This is a genomic window from Paraburkholderia megapolitana (genome assembly GCF_007556815.1).
GTDB lineage: Bacteria > Pseudomonadota > Gammaproteobacteria > Burkholderiales > Burkholderiaceae > Paraburkholderia > Paraburkholderia megapolitana.
In genome coordinates, this window is record NZ_CP041745.1 from 2,265,471 (window position 1) to 2,280,244 (window position 14,774).

General features: G+C 61.3%; 11 protein-coding genes. 6 read left to right on the plus strand and 5 right to left on the minus strand.

The window, feature by feature from the left end; all coding sequences use genetic code 11:
- Positions 1-372: 372 nt before the first annotated feature.
- A complete protein-coding gene (locus tag FNZ07_RS23380; protein ID WP_245811537.1) occupies positions 373-2,070 on the minus strand; it encodes a CocE/NonD family hydrolase in 1,698 nt (565 codons plus the stop codon).
- Positions 2,071-2,755: 685 nt separating this feature from the next.
- Between FNZ07_RS23380 and FNZ07_RS23385 the strand changes: the two genes are divergently transcribed.
- From FNZ07_RS23385 to FNZ07_RS23405, 5 genes are all read left to right on the plus strand, one after another.
- On the plus strand, positions 2,756-4,339 hold the full coding sequence (locus tag FNZ07_RS23385; RefSeq protein ID WP_091013018.1) for a S10 family serine carboxypeptidase-like protein: 1,584 nt from the start codon (positions 2,756-2,758) through the stop codon (positions 4,337-4,339).
- A gap of 77 nt (positions 4,340-4,416) precedes the next feature.
- On the plus strand, positions 4,417-4,824 hold the full coding sequence (locus FNZ07_RS23390) for an EF-hand domain-containing protein (protein WP_143098095.1): 408 nt from the start codon (positions 4,417-4,419) through the stop codon (positions 4,822-4,824).
- Positions 4,825-5,055: 231 nt separating this feature from the next.
- Complete coding sequence (locus FNZ07_RS23395; RefSeq protein WP_091013025.1) at positions 5,056-6,807, plus strand: S10 family serine carboxypeptidase-like protein; 1,752 nt, start codon at positions 5,056-5,058, stop codon at positions 6,805-6,807.
- Between the two features lie 37 nt (positions 6,808-6,844).
- Positions 6,845-7,075: a hypothetical protein gene (locus tag FNZ07_RS23400; RefSeq protein ID WP_144269487.1), complete on the plus strand. Its 231-nt coding sequence runs from the start codon at positions 6,845-6,847 to the stop codon at positions 7,073-7,075.
- Entirely contained in the window at positions 7,072-7,266 is a 195-nt protein-coding gene (locus FNZ07_RS23405; RefSeq protein WP_144269488.1) for an EF-hand domain-containing protein, read from the plus strand. Before FNZ07_RS23400 ends, FNZ07_RS23405 begins: the two co-directional genes overlap by 4 nt.
- A gap of 88 nt (positions 7,267-7,354) precedes the next feature.
- Here the strand turns inward: FNZ07_RS23405 and FNZ07_RS23410 are convergent, their stop codons facing one another.
- Positions 7,355-7,660, minus strand: coding sequence for a carboxymuconolactone decarboxylase family protein (locus tag FNZ07_RS23410; RefSeq protein ID WP_091013032.1), 306 nt, complete (start codon positions 7,658-7,660; stop codon positions 7,355-7,357).
- A gap of 394 nt (positions 7,661-8,054) precedes the next feature.
- Between FNZ07_RS23410 and FNZ07_RS23415 the strand changes: the two genes are divergently transcribed.
- The gene (locus tag FNZ07_RS23415) at positions 8,055-11,336 is read left to right on the plus strand and encodes an efflux RND transporter permease subunit (RefSeq protein WP_091013036.1); all 3,282 of its coding nucleotides are present in this window, start codon (positions 8,055-8,057) and stop codon (positions 11,334-11,336) included.
- A 37-nt stretch (positions 11,337-11,373) separates the two neighbouring features.
- Here the strand turns inward: FNZ07_RS23415 and FNZ07_RS23420 are convergent, their stop codons facing one another.
- From FNZ07_RS23420 to FNZ07_RS23430, 3 genes are all read right to left on the minus strand, one after another.
- Positions 11,374-12,189 carry an alpha/beta hydrolase gene (locus FNZ07_RS23420; protein WP_091013039.1) on the minus strand — a complete coding sequence of 272 codons (816 nt, stop codon included), beginning with the start codon at positions 12,187-12,189 and terminating at the stop codon, positions 11,374-11,376.
- A 21-nt stretch (positions 12,190-12,210) separates the two neighbouring features.
- Positions 12,211-13,512 (minus strand): MASE1 domain-containing protein, encoded by a 1,302-nt coding sequence (locus FNZ07_RS23425; RefSeq protein ID WP_091014724.1) that lies wholly within the window; start codon positions 13,510-13,512, stop codon positions 12,211-12,213.
- 112 nt (positions 13,513-13,624) lie between these two features.
- A complete protein-coding gene (locus tag FNZ07_RS23430) occupies positions 13,625-14,656 on the minus strand; it encodes an AraC family transcriptional regulator (protein WP_091013041.1) in 1,032 nt (343 codons plus the stop codon).
- Positions 14,657-14,774: the final 118 nt, after the last annotated feature.

Genomic DNA, 14,774 nt, shown 5'->3' on the forward strand with positions numbered 1-14,774 from the left:
CCAACTTGGGACCAGTCGAAAAGCTAAATATTTCAGGATCGCTGCCGTGAACGATCGTCCTGCATCCCACAGGTCTCGTATGGGAGTGCGGTCCTCAAGGAGGTGTGCATAAATTCTGGGTTAGCCAGTAGCCGTGCATGCCGATACCGCAAGAAAATCCACCGTTGAATCGCTTTCTTTGAATTTGGTGCGATTTGTCAGATTAACCGGTCTCGGCCGATACGCCGTCACCAAAGTGCAATACCTCGATTTAAATCGTTGACGTGAACGAAAAATGTTCCATCACGGTTCTTTATAGACGTGCCAAATGACATATACCGTCAATCGGGGAACCGCCCTTCGCCGCGGTTCCCCAATCGCAAACCATGCAGATCAATTCAACTTCATCACCTCAACCACATTCGCCTTCGGCACCACCGGCATATTCACAGCCGTGTGATCCAGATCGAGCGTCACCTGAGCAGTGCCGTTGAAGCCTTCGAGCTTCAGAGCGATCTTGCTACCCGGTAATACCGTGAAGTCCCGCGGCATCATCTCCAGCGCGAAGCTGTAGTTCGTGCCAGGCACAATCGGCTGCGGATGCTCGAGGCCCTTGTAGAACTGCGGATTCGCCCACCCGTAGGTCACATTATTACCATCCACCGACAGCGTCGCCTTAACGTCCGTCACAGCCGGCGAGAACTTCCCGGTCACGACAATCATGATCGTGCCGGCATACCGTGTCGCGTTGGCGAGCGGCGCGCTCGTATACGTCACGGTGTTCCTGCTATCGAAACTGACAGCATGGCTGTCGACACCTTCCGACGGATTCGACGTGAACAACCCACCAGTCGTGCCATCCCCGCGCAGGTAATACGGTGCCGTCGTCGTTGTCGGCCACGCGCTTTCCTTCACGATCAGCTCACCCGTCGGAATACAGTCTCTCGGGTTGTGTCCGTCCTTGCAGTGCCCGGTCAACGTGTTGCCATTGTTGTCCGGATTGTTGCTCGTGTCAGAGCCGCCGGTCGGCTGATCGCCTGCCGGAGTTTCGCGTGCATAAGTCGGTTGCGTTTCCACACCGTTATTCACGCCGAACAGATAGCGCGAATACCAGAGCAGCACTTCTTTTGCCCACTCCTTCTGCCAGACCGGATCATCGTGGTTCCGGCTATGCAGCCAGAGCTGCACGGGTTTCTTCAACTTGTACAACGTGTCGTACAGCTGCACGCCGTTCTTCGTCTTGACGTTGTTATCGTCCTGCCCCTGCGTGACCAAGGTCGCCGCCTTGATCTGATCGACGTGTTTCAGGGTATTGCGCGCTTTCCAGAAGTCGTTATAGGCCAACGTCGCGTCGTCGGACGCGGTAGAAAGCGTTTGATAGAACGATGCACATGCCTTGGCGGTACGGGTCGATTGCTCCGCCGCGAGGTAATCGGTGAGCCCAATCGTGCCGATCACGTCGGAGATCACACCGTTGTAGCGGAAGTAATCGTAGCCGTTGCTGATTCCCTCCACCGGTACGATCGCCTCGAGACCAGGAACGCCGGTAATCGCGACCATCGACGGCAAGGTGCCGCCGTAAGAGATGCCTTCCATCGCGACGTGCCCCGTCGACCAGCTCGCAGCCAGCAGATTTCCCTTGTCGTCGAAACCCGGCGCCGACTTGTCGCCGGTGAGCCAGCGGACCACGGCGGCCATTGCCTGACCTTCGGTCGAGTCCATCACCGACCAGCAACCATCGGAGAGATTGGTACCAAGAGAGTCCGCATAAATGACGGTGAACCCCATGCGGATATATTCCTCTTCGCCGAGGAACGGCTCGCGTTCGTTCGCCGCATAGTCCGGGTCCGCGTAGTAGACCGACGGTCGAACAATCACCGGCGTCTTCAACCCTTCATCGACTTCCGCAGGCTGCACGATGCGCAGCGCGATGCGATCCTTCTTGCCGTCGTGATCGGTATCGAACGGCGTTTCCACGGTCACGCTGTATTTCTTCGGCGCGCGCATCGATAGCCACGGCAAGACCATGCCGTCGTCCACCGTCGGGCCGTCATGGCCCGGATAGAGCGTGTTCAGCGCAGGATAGGCGATGCCGGTCGGCGAGCTCGCAAACTGCGCGCCGACGCCGGCGGTCGGCACGGGCGGCTTGAACGGTGCGGGGTCTGGTGTCGTCGTGATGGTTTGCGGCGGCGTAGCGGCAGCCTTGCTGGCGACACTCGATACGTCATGCCCGCCTCCGCACGCAGTCAGTGACATCAGGGTGATCAGCATCGACGCGGCGGTTTTCCGCGTCAGCCGCAATGGCAGCCATTCCGCATGATTCATACGCTCTCCGGTTGTTTTCGTTGATTCTGGCGCCTGCGACTCCCCTCCTCTTTGTCACTCCTGACGAGTGCACTCGGATCGGGTCTTCACGGGCGATGCGTGTAAAGACGTCCGGGCACTCATCCAGGGCCAGTCGGAAAACTAAATATTTCTCAAGCGCTGCTGCGAACGATGCGGATTGAGAGTCAAGCAAAAAATCTTTGGCACTCGACTGGTCTCCTTTCATTTCGCATTCGTCTTTAGTACAGGACCGCAAGGATCGGCTACTGGAGAAGCCGGTCGTTGCACGCGCATCGATCGTCGCGCGGCCCCTACTTAAAACTACTCAACATAACTTAGAGGTTCTGGAATGGTCGACAGGATTCCAATGCGCCCGGGTACCGGCACACAAAGGACAATGCAAGGGACAACGAATAAAGACCGGGGTATTCAAGCTTCATCAAGACAACGTATGCGATTGCCGTTCGCACTGTTTCTGACGACGATGCTGATAGCCGCGTGCGGCGGGGACGTCGGCTCATCGACATCGACTGCGTCCACGCAACCCGGTGCACCAGCGAGCGCGGCACCACCCAGCACGCCGTCCACACCCAGCACACCGGAGCAGTCTTTAGCCGCCGACCAGCCGTACAGCGATCCACTCAGCTACTCCTCCGCGGCGGATGCTTCGTTGACCGCTCCCGTAGCCGAGCGCGCAGCCGTAGTCCATCGTCGTCTCAAGTTGAATGACGGCTCGACGCTGACCTACACCGGCACCACCGGGCATCTGACCGCTAGCGACGCCAACGGTAAAGCAGAGGCTTCCGTGTTCTATGTCGCCTACACGGCCGATGGCAAGCCGCCAGGCAGTCGCCCTGTGACGTTCCTGTTCAACGGCGGTCCAGTCAGCGCAACAGTCTGGCTGCACCTGGGCTCGTGGGGACCGAAGCGCATCGTCACCCACGTGCCCGATGCCAGCACGAAGTCCTTCCCGCTCGTCGACAGTCCGGACACCCTGCTCAGCGACAGCGATCTGGTTTTTATCGACGCGATCGGTGTCGGCTATTCCGAAGCCATCGCGCCGAACACCAACCAGACGTTCTGGGGCGTGGACGAGGACGCGCGACTGTTCCGCGATTTCATCACGCGTTACATCGCGGTGAATAAGCGGCAGACGTCGCCCAAGTACCTCTACGGCGAATCGTATGCGGGCATCCGCACACCGGTGCTGGCGAACATGCTGGAAACCGCCGGTGTCGATCTCGCGGGGGTCGTGCTGAATTCGCCGATCATGAACTACAACACCGCGTGCGATACCGGTTACGGCACCGACTGCACCGGCTTTCTGCCCAGCTTCGGCGCGGTGTCCACCTACTACGGGGTAAGCAGCAAACCCTCGACCACCACGCTGCCTACCTACATTCAGCAACTGCAAGGCTTCGCCTCGGGCTCGTATCAGCCCGCCGTCAAGTCGTTCCTCGCGAGCAAGACGCCACCATCGGGCGGCGTGCTTGCGCAACTGACCGGCTACACGGGCTTCGCATCGCAGGTGTGGCTCGACAACTTCAACATGGACCCCGGTACGTATCGCTCGAAAATCAAACCGGGCTATGCCGTCGACGTCAACGACGGCCGGCTCAACGCGCTCACGGGCGGCGCTCCGACCAGCTACTACGACAGCGCGTTCTCCGACCAGATCAAGACGTACCTGCCGCAAGGGCTGGGCTACAGCGTGAAGACGGACTACTCGATGTCCGCGGGCGATACGTGGGACTGGCAGCACGACGGCCTGCCGCAGCCCGATTCGGTACCGGATCTCGCCTCCGCCATCGCGCAGAACCCGCAGCTGAAAGTACTGGTCATGCATGGTTATCACGACCTCAACTGTCCGTACTTCCAGACCGAAATGGAACTGGGCCGAATGGGCAATGTGCCGAATCTGCGCGTGCGGCTCTTCGAAGGCGGGCATATGACGTACCTCAACGAAAGCTCGCGCGCACCGATGAAGACCGAACTGCACACGTTCTACAACGCGACCGGCACCGCCGTTCGTTGATCCGGCTATCGAAGCGCGAGGCGACCTCTTCAACGTCGCCTCGCGCCGGCAAAACAGATTCGAACAAGGAGCAATCAGTGAAGAATTCTCGTGGTGTGTGGGCATCGATCGCGATGATCGGCGCCATGGTTTGTGTTCCTCAATGGGTCCAGGCTGGCAGCGACGACAGTGCTGCATCGGCACCGGACAGCGCACAAAGTCCGGCGCGCTCGCCCGAACAGATTCACGTGCAGCCGGGTGTGCCACGCTCCAGCCAGCCCGCATTGTCGGGCAAGGCGCTGGACGCGCATGTCCTGACGCAATTGAAGCAACGCTTCGACGCCGCCGATACGGACCATACCGGTCGAATCAGCGTCGATCAGGCGCGCAGCGCGGGATGGGGTTATCTGGTCAATCACTTCGGTCAGATCGACAAGGCGGGCCGCGGCACCGTCAGCTTCGATGAAATCGCCAGCTACATGCGCGGCATGGGTGCCCGGATGTAATTGTCAGGGCTCCGAACTCACACTCAATTCACACACGAGTGAAAATTTCCGGAGCCCGACTGGTCCCCTTTCATTTCGCATTCGTCTTTAGAACAAGATCGCAAGGACCGGTTAGCGGAGAGCCGGTCCTTGCACGAACATCGATCGGCGTACAGCTCATCAAACGCGTGCCACAGATCTCACCGCGTAGAAGCCGCGTACAACTACTCAACATAACTTAGAGGTTCTGGAATGGTCGACAGACTTATTCATTACGCTCGCTATGGATGTGCATTCGGTCTGCTCGTTTCGCTGCTCAGCGCATGCGGTGGCGACAACAAGATCGCGAGTAATCCGGCATCGAATCAGGCAGCAGGCAGTCCGCAGCAACCCGGCCCGGCCGCGCCCGCTCCGGCCAGTACGCCCGCGGTGGCGGCCGATCAGGCCTACGCAGATCCGAATCAATACAGCACCGATCCCGATGACGGACTACCGGCAAACAGCGCCTTCGATCAGGCCGCCGTCACGCATCACACGATGACGCTGAACGGCAAGACCGTGAGCTACACGGCTACGGCGGGTCATTTGACAGCGATCGCACCGAATGCCGATGCGTCCAAACCGGCCGATAAGGAGGTGTCGTTCTTCTATGTCGCCTATACGCAGGACAACCAGCCGCTCGGCAAGCGCCCGGTTACGTTCTTCTGGAACGGCGGACCGGGCTCGTCGACGATCTGGTTGCATCTGGGTTCGTGGGGGCCGAAAACGTTTCAGGTCGACGAGGCCAGCTTTACGCCCGACCAGTTGCAGACGCAGCCCAAGAGTTTCCCCATGGTCGACAACGACGTGAGCATGCTCGACGACAGCGATCTGGTCTTCGTCGATGCACCGGGCACCGGTTTCTCGGAAGCGATCGCGCCGCACAAGAACAGCGAGTTCTGGGGTGTCGATGAGGATACCAAGGCCTTCCGCGACTTCATTACGCGCTATATCGCGGTCAACAAACGGCAGACCTCGCCGAAGTATCTGTACGGCGAATCGTATGGCGGCATCCGTACGCCGATCGTCGCGGACCTGCTCGAACAGGCAGGTAGTCCTGGGCAAGGCGGTCCGGCATTGACGGGCGTGATATTGAATTCGCCGATCCTGAGCTACAAGACCAACTGCGAACGCTCCAGCAGTTTCTCGTGCGAGGGGTTCATCCCGAGTTATGGTGCCGTCGCCTTCTCGAAGAAAGTTGCGACCGACCCGCTGGCCGGCACACTTGCACTGCCCGACTACGTCAACCAGGTGCGGTTGTTCTCGGCACAGTACTGGGTTCCGTCGCTGTCGCCGTATCTTCAGAACACTGCTAGCGGGAAATGGAAACCGAAGGACCCTAGCTCGTTTCCTCAAGACCAGCAAACCCTGTTCGGCTTGCTGGCTGCAAAGACCGGACTCAGCACCGCGAACTGGGCAGCCAGCTTCAATATGCAACCGCAGAAATTCGAATCGAGCATGATCACCAAGCTCGGTTTGGGTAACGACGCTTCGCATATGGACCGGTACAACGGTATGGTCACCATCCCGCAGAGCGCGACCTACGATGCGCAGAGCTACAACGATCTCGCCTTCCAGAACCAGATCAAGGACTTTCTGCCGAACTTCCTGAAGTACACGAGCAAAACGGCGTACGCGGTGGAGCCCGATGATCCCTACTGGGGATGGGACTGGAATCACGGTAGCGACAAGTCGAATCACCCGACCTCGTTACCGGATCTGACCGATGCACTCACGCTCGATCCGAAGCTGAAAGTGGTCGTGTTCCACGGGTATCACGATCTCGCTTGCCCGCTTCATCAGAGCGAGCTCGATCTGGGCGGTGCCGATCTGGCCGCGACCGTGCCCGTCAAGGCATTCCCCGGCGGCCACATGATCTACCTGACAAAGGACTCGCGACACCCGATGAAGCAGGCAATCGACACCTTCTTTAGTTCGGCGTCGACAGTGGCGCTTCAGGACTGACTTCGACAGCATTCACTTCGATTGAAATGAGGCAGCAATGAAAACTCTTTGCTTAAAAGCGCTTCTGGCCGCAGTCGGTCTGACTTCCGTAGCGGCAGCGCTTGCGAATCCGTATGTGAGCGCGGGCGCTACCGGCGTCGATGCCGATGCGCCGATGCAGTTGCTCAAGGTGGGTGACCGGATCGGCACACCGCCCCCGATCCTGTGGGCACCGCAGTCCCCGAGGCCGAGGGACAAACGTTGCGGGATCAGGTTCTCGCCAACATGAAGCAGCGTTTCGACGCGGCCGCTGATCCGTCGACCCACCTTCTCTCGCTCGCTGACGCAAAGCGTTCGGGCTGGGGCTATATCGCGGACCACTTCAGCGCGATCGATCGCTCGGGTAGCGGTTACGTGAGCTTCGACGACCTCAAGCGTTACCTCAAGGCCAAAAAGGGTGCGGCGTTCGCAAATTCGTAGCCGCTAGTCGGTAACTAGTCGGCCACTAATCGCACAGTCCGGCGCATCGCTGCGTGGCAATACGCAAACGACGCGCCGGCCTTCGCGCTCATCCTTCGATCAGATGTGTGCCGTGCGTGATCGCGGCACCCGCGCGCAACGCTGCGGCGATAAAGGTCACTTCGGCCAGTTCGGCCTCGGTTGCGCCTGCCTTGAGCGCAGCGCCACGATGAATCTCGAGGCAGTAAGGACATTGCGTCGTCAACGCGACGGCCAGTGCGATCAGTTCCTTGTACTTGCGCGGCACCGCGCCGTCGGCCAGCGCCGCCTTGTCGAATGCAACAAACGCATCCCACGCGCCCGACGCCTTCGCACCCAGCGCGGGCAATTTCGTCATGTTCTTCATGTCGTACATGTGTCGTTCCTCCTGCTGTCGCATAGTGAAATGCCATGCCGCAATGGCCATGGCGCCTTGTCTCCCCTACGCAGCTAAAGACGGCTGCTTACTGGTCATTTTCAATTTCGGGCTGTTCCGTACGAGCGTGCATTCCGACCGCTTGCCGGCAGCCTGCAACGCTTAACCGGCAATCGTCTTTCGCTCTGTGCGCACGCACACATTGCACGTTAGCCAGCGCTGCGATTACCGGCCGTGACCAACCTTGCAGCGTCGACCGGCCCGGTGGCCCGGCACCTGACAATTATTTCTCCGTTGTTACCGCGTAACTGCGGGAAAAAGACCCGTAACCCGCATCCACAGCGGGTTGCCTAGCATCGTCGCACGCTGCCCGCCCCTGCCCTGACGATCGCCGATGAACCTCTCACGCCCCTTCATCGAACGCCCTGTTGCGACGACGCTCCTTGCGCTGGGCGTCGCGCTTGCAGGTGTGTTTGCTTTCGTCAGACTACCGGTCGCGCCGCTACCTCAGATCGACTTTCCGACTATTTCCGTGCAGGCCAGTCTGCCCGGCGCGAGCCCCGATACCGTCGCAAACAGCGTGGCAAGTCCGCTGGAACGACACCTCGGCACGATTGCCGACGTCACCGAAATGACCTCGCAAAGCTCCGTCGGCTCTGCGCGTGTGACGCTACAGTTCGGGCTCGATCGCGATATCGACGGAGCGGCGCGCGATGTCCAGGCCGCGATCAATGCAGCGCGTGCCGATCTGCCGGCGAGCCTCAAGAGCAATCCGACGTATCACAAGGTCAATCCCGCCGATGCGCCGATCCTGATTCTGGCGCTCACCTCGCACACGTTGCCGCGTGCGAAACTCTACGATCTCGCCTCGACGATACTCGCGCAATCGCTGTCGCAGTTGCCGGGCATCGGCGAAGTCGACGTCAATGGATCGGCTAACCCCGCGGTGCGCGTCGAGTTGAATCCGACTGCGCTCTATCACTACGGTATCGGGCTCGAAGACGTGCGCGCGGCGCTCGCATCAGCAAATGCGAATAGCCCTAAGGGAGCTATCGAAAGCGAAGGCGAGCGCTACCAGATCTACGACAACGATCAGGCGCGTGCCGCTGCCCAGTACAAGGATCTGATCATCGCGTACCGCAACGGCGCGGGCGTCAAACTGTCCGACATGGCCGAGATCGTCGATTCGGTCGAAGACCTGCGCAATCTCGGCCTTGCGCGCAACAATCAGCCTGCGGTGCTGGTCATGCTGTACCGCCAACCGGGCGCAAACATCATCGACACCGTTGATAACGTGCGCACGCTGATCCGTCAGCTCAAACCCGCCCTGCCCGCCGACGTCGACGTGGTCGAAGCGTCGGACCGCTCGACCACGATCCGCGCATCGCTGCACGACACCGAAGCAACCCTGCTGATCGCAGTCGGGCTGGTGATACTCGTCGTGTTCGTCTTTCTCGGCAACGGACCCGCCGCGCTGATTCCAACCGCGGCCGTGCCGGTGTCGATTGTCGGCACGTTCGCGTTCATGTACCTGCTCGGCTACTCGATCGACAATCTGTCGTTGATGGCACTGACCATCGCAACCGGTTTCGTCGTCGACGATGCGATCGTCGTGCTGGAGAATATCGCCCGTCATATGGAAGCCGGCATGTCGCGCATGCAGGCCGCACTACTCGGTGCGCGCGAAGTGGGCTTCACCGTGCTGTCGATTTCGATCTCGCTGATCGCAGTGTTCATTCCGATCCTGTTGATGGGCGGCATCATCGGGCGGTTGTTTCGCGAATTTGCGATCACGCTGTCGCTTGCGATCGTCGTGTCGCTCGTGGTGTCGCTGACTGTTACGCCGGTGATGTGCTCACGCCTGTTGCGCACGCGCGGCGCACGGCCTGTCGGTCGGGTTGGCCGGTTTTTCGCGCGACCGTTAGAGGCGTTGTACGACGGCTATGCGCGCTCGCTCGACTGGTCGTTGCAGCACCCGCTGCTCTTGTTGAGTGTGCTCGTCGCGACTATCGCGCTGAATGTTTATCTGTACGCGGCGATTCCGAAGGGTTTCTTTCCACAGGAAGACACGGGGCGCCTGATCGGGGGTATTCAGGCGGATCAAAGCATCTCGTTCCAGGCAATGGAGCCGAAGCTCAGGCAGATCATGAGGATCATCGGTGGCGATCCGGCAGTGGACAATGTCGTTGGGTTTACCGGCGGCAGGCAAACTAATACCGGTTCGGTGTACGTCGCGCTCAAGCCATTGTCGGAGCGTCGCGAGACCGCCGACCAGGTGATTGCACGCCTGCGTCCACAACTGAATGCGGTGCCGGGCGGCCGGCTCTATCTGCAGGCGGTGCAGGATATTCGCGTCGGCGGCCGGCAGAGCAATGCGCAGTATCAGTTCACCCTGCTCGGCGATTCGCGCGCGGAGTTGTACCAATGGGCGCCGCGGCTCGCGCAGGCACTGCAAGGCGTGCCTGAACTCGAGGACGTCAACTCGGACCAGCAACAGGCCGGACTAGAGGCCGATGTCGATATCGATCGATCTACCGCTGCGCGGCTCGGTATCACGCCCGCGCAGATCGACAACACGCTCTATGACGCTTATGGTCAGCGGCTCGTATCGACTATCTACAATCCGCTCAATCAGTACTACGTCGTCATGGAGGTCGCGCCGCGGTACTGGCAGCATCCTGAGACGCTGAACGACCTGTACGTGAGTACGTCGGCGGGCAGTCCGAGCGGTACGCAGTCGACCAATGCGGTTGCCGGCACGGTTGGCACTACGACCACCACGGGCACCACCACTACCGCTGCTACAGTCGCCACCGATTCCGCACGCAATCTCGCGATCAACTCGCTCGCGGCGAGCGGCCATTCGAGCGCGTCCGCCGGCACCTCGGTCAGTACCGCGATCGAAACGATGATCCCGTTCAGCGCATTTGCACACTTTGCACCGGGACACACGCCGCTCGGCGTGAACCACCAGGGCAGCTTCGTCGCCACTACGATCTCGTTCAACCTGCCGCCTGGCGAACCGCTGTCGGTTGCCGTGGCGGCGATCGACCGGACGATGGCCGAATTGCGCATGCCCTCGTCGATACACGGTAGCTTTGCGGGCACGGCGCGCACCTATCAGCAATCGCTTTCCGACGAGCCTTTGCTGATCCTCGCCGCACTGGCCGCGGTGTATATCGTCCTCGGCATGCTGTACGAGAGCTACGCGCATCCGCTGACTATCCTGTCCACACTACCCTCGGCAGGTGTCGGCGCGCTGCTCGCGTTGATGCTGTTTCGCGTCGAGTTCACAGTCATGGCCTTGATCGGCGTGATTCTGCTGATCGGTATCGTCAAGAAGAACGCGATCATGATGGTGGACTTCGCGATCGATGCCTCGCGTGAGGGACTATCGTCGCGCGACGCGATCTATCAGGCGAGCCTGATGCGCTTCCGGCCGATCATGATGACGACCTGCGCGGCGCTGCTCGGTGCGTTGCCGCTTGCGCTAGGACATGGCGAAGGTGCGGATCTGCGTCGGCCGCTGGGCATTTCGATTGTCGGCGGTTTGATTGTGAGCCAGTTGCTGACGCTCTATACGACGCCGATCGTGTATTTGTATGTGGAGCGGTTGCGGTTGAAGTTGCAGAGGCGTCGCGGTGCTGCGCGGTCGGAAGCGGGCATGCAGGGTTGAGATTCGCTGAACGCCTGTCAACGGGTAAGGAGACCTGCTAGCCCGTACGTTGCTCCTGCCTGCGCGCCATCGCGGGGCTCACCGCATGGACGGGATCGAAGCCGAAGAATTCCAGCACATGGCGCGCCACGATGTCGCGGTCGTTGTCCGCGCAGATCATGTGATAGCTGTTCTCCAGCACGACACTGCGCGCATCCGGTAGCGCGGCCTGCAGAAACTCCGCCGAGCGCAGGCTCGTCAGTTCGTCTTCGCGCGCATGCATGACGAGCGTCGGACACGGTGTTGCCGGCGCGGCCGTGCGCACCCAGTCGCGCATCCGGTCGACCTGGTGCACGCACGCAAGCGGCACCCACGGGTAATGGAAATTGTCGCCGCGTTCGAACTTCTTCTTCACGATCGCGCGGATCAGCGGGTTCTTGATGCCGAACGGTTCGCCCTCGTCCACGCGCATGCGCGCCGCGGCGCCCGGTGCGAGATACAACAGGTGGCGCAGCCCGCGGTACCAGGGGGTGGACCAGCCGTCGATATACACGGGCGCGGCCAGCAGCGCGAGCCTGCCGCGTGCGTGCTGCACGCGATGACACAACAGCAGCGCGACGAGCGCACCCATGCACATGCCCGCCACATGCAGCGTGTCGTACTGCGCCTCGAGCTCGCGATACTGTTGCGTGACTGCATCGAGCCAGGCCTCCGCGCGCACGTCGACCAGGTCTTCGGGACGCGTGCCATGTCCCGGCAACGTGATCATGTGCGCGTCGCCGCCTGCCCGCCGCACCGCCTTGTGCAGCGTACCCAGATCGTATTGCGTCCCGCCGAGCCCGTGGATCAGCAAAACGCCGGTGCGGCCGGTCATGATGATCGTGCGCTCCGTGGCTTACTGATCCGCCGCCGCGTACTGGCGCGCGCGCTCGATCTGCCAGATACCGGCGACCACCGTGACGTCGAGGTTCGAATCGAGCAGCGGTTCGCCATGATCGATGACGACGCGCGTGTCGCCGCCCGGCAACACGATGCGCAACGACACCGCGGCGCGATTCTCGTCGACCGCCGCCACGCGCCAATGGTGGCGCAATGTCTTGTGATCGTCGGGATGAACGTGTGCGAGTACGTCCGGCACGCTCGCCAGCGATTCCGCGTTGGCGCCCACACCAAACACGCGCTGCACGTCGCCGCTCCAGTCGATCCGGCCCGACTGGGGGTCGAGCACGTAAGCGACCTGGCCGGCACCCGCGAGCGCGAGTTCCATGTTGTTTTGCACGATCGCCGCCCGCTCGTATGCGCGCTCTGGGTTGGTCTTCAACGTGCTGACGGTCAACACCAGCAGCGACGTGATAGCCAGATACAGTTGCGCTTCCAGCAGCGAACGGCCGTGATGTTCGTCGAGCAGCGCGAACGGGCCATTGCCCTGCGCCGTCTGGAGGATGACGATCAATGCCAGCACGAGCACCGACAACGAACCGATACGCCCGCCCAGCAGCACCGTGATCACGACGGTCAGGAACATCGGCAGGTACGTCATCGCGTAACCTGCGCCGAGGCCGAACTTCTCCGTGCTGTCGCCGTTGAAGATCATGACCGAGCCGACTGCGAGCAGCACGAACGTCACGACGCCAAGCACCACGTCGAACCGTTCGTGATCGCCCGAGCGGTGTGCGCGAAAGCGCGCCCACGACGCGAGCACCGGGGTGATCAGCAGTACGCCGACGAAGTCCGACGCGGCCCATACGAAGCCGACCTGCCAGAACGATGCCCCTTTCAGAATTGCATACCAGCCCGCCCCGCCGAGCGCACCGAGCACCCCGGCGATGAGCCCGGACAGGATCACGGAGCGCAGGAAATACAGCCCCTCAAGTGAGAAGCGCACGCGCTGCACGAGCCAGACGGCAAGCGCCGCTGCACCGACCTCGTCAATCGCAAACAGTAGCGCGTTGAACAGATTGCCCCGCTCGATGGCGCTCAGTACTAGTTGCGCGACGAGGAACGCAACGCCGATTGCGGGCCACTCCCGCACGGGCCGCAGCATGAATGCGCCGACCGCGATGCCGGCGGGCAGCCAGATATAACCGGTCTGCTGGACCGGGCCGTTGAACAGGTGCGAGATGTAGCCGCCGGCGAGATACAGCACGGCCCACAGCAACGCGGCCGCGAGTCCTGGTCTGGAGCGTGAGGTTTCCATCGCGATGTCCTGAAGGGTAATCGTGCGCAGCGTACGCAATGTACGCTGCGTACTTGCCGTACTTTGGCGTGTCAGCATACTCCGCGCGCCCTTCTCGCGGAACCTGGATTGATCAAGGAGGCGCTTGCAGTGCGCCTGCGGCAGCCTGCCGGTAAACGTTAGGGGCAACGCCATGCCAGCGCTTGAACGCCTGCGAGAACGTCGACGCATCGCTAAAGCCGAGCTGCGCCGCAATGTCCGCGATGCTGAGCCGCTGTTCCTTGAGCAGCACTTCGGCGCTCGCGCGACGCGATTCCTCGAGCAGCATCCTGAACGACGTGCCCTCGTCCTTCAAGCGACGCTTCAGCGTACGTTCGCTCACGTTGACGACGCGAGCCATCGCCGCGAGATCGGGCGGAGGTCGCCCGGGCACGTTGAGATACTGCTGGACGATCGTCGAGAGATCGGACCGTGCACGTCGGCGCGCAATCAGGTCGGCGCACATCTGCTCGCACTGCGCGGCCGTGGTCGGGTTCGCATGCGGCAGTCGCCGGTCGAGATACTCGAGCCGGAATGCCACGCTGTTCGACGGCGCGGCGTAATGCAGCGGTGCGCCGAGTACGCTGTGCACCTTGTGGCCGCGAACCGGCTCCGCCTTGAAAGTCATCCGTTCGATCCGGAAGTCCGGGCCGGCGACTTCCGCAAGCAGCGTAGCCGCGGCCGCCATGTCGCCTTCGACGAGGAAGCGCGTCAGTTCGCGCTCCAGATCCGGTTCGCCGAACGTGATGACGCCGAGGTCGTTTTCTTCGTGATACGAGATCGTCGTGAAGGCGAACGTCAGCGGCAGGAACCGCAAGGCGAGCTGCAACGCATCGCGCATCGTCGCGCTGCTGATCAGACCGAAACCCCACACGCCGTACGCGGAGAAGTGATATCGCAGGCCGAGCTCGACGCCGAGTTGCGGCGGTGCGCCGGTCAGCTTCAGCAGATTGCGGATCACCTGCAATTCCTGTTCGGCGAACAGCGCGGCATTCGGGTCAGCGAGTTGCTCGGGCGAGAGACCGCTACCACCGAGGATGTCGGTGGTGGAGAAGCCCAGCCAGCATCCGTAGTCGAACAGCATACGGGTGCGCGCCGGGCCACGTGTGAAGTCCCAGAAGCTCATCGGGAGATACCCTTAGAGAACACTATCTGGCCCAAATACTAATGCAGTTGTCCCGTCGCACCATTGGGGGATTCCTACTACGGCGGCACCATGATCGCCAATTGCGCCTACGGACGGT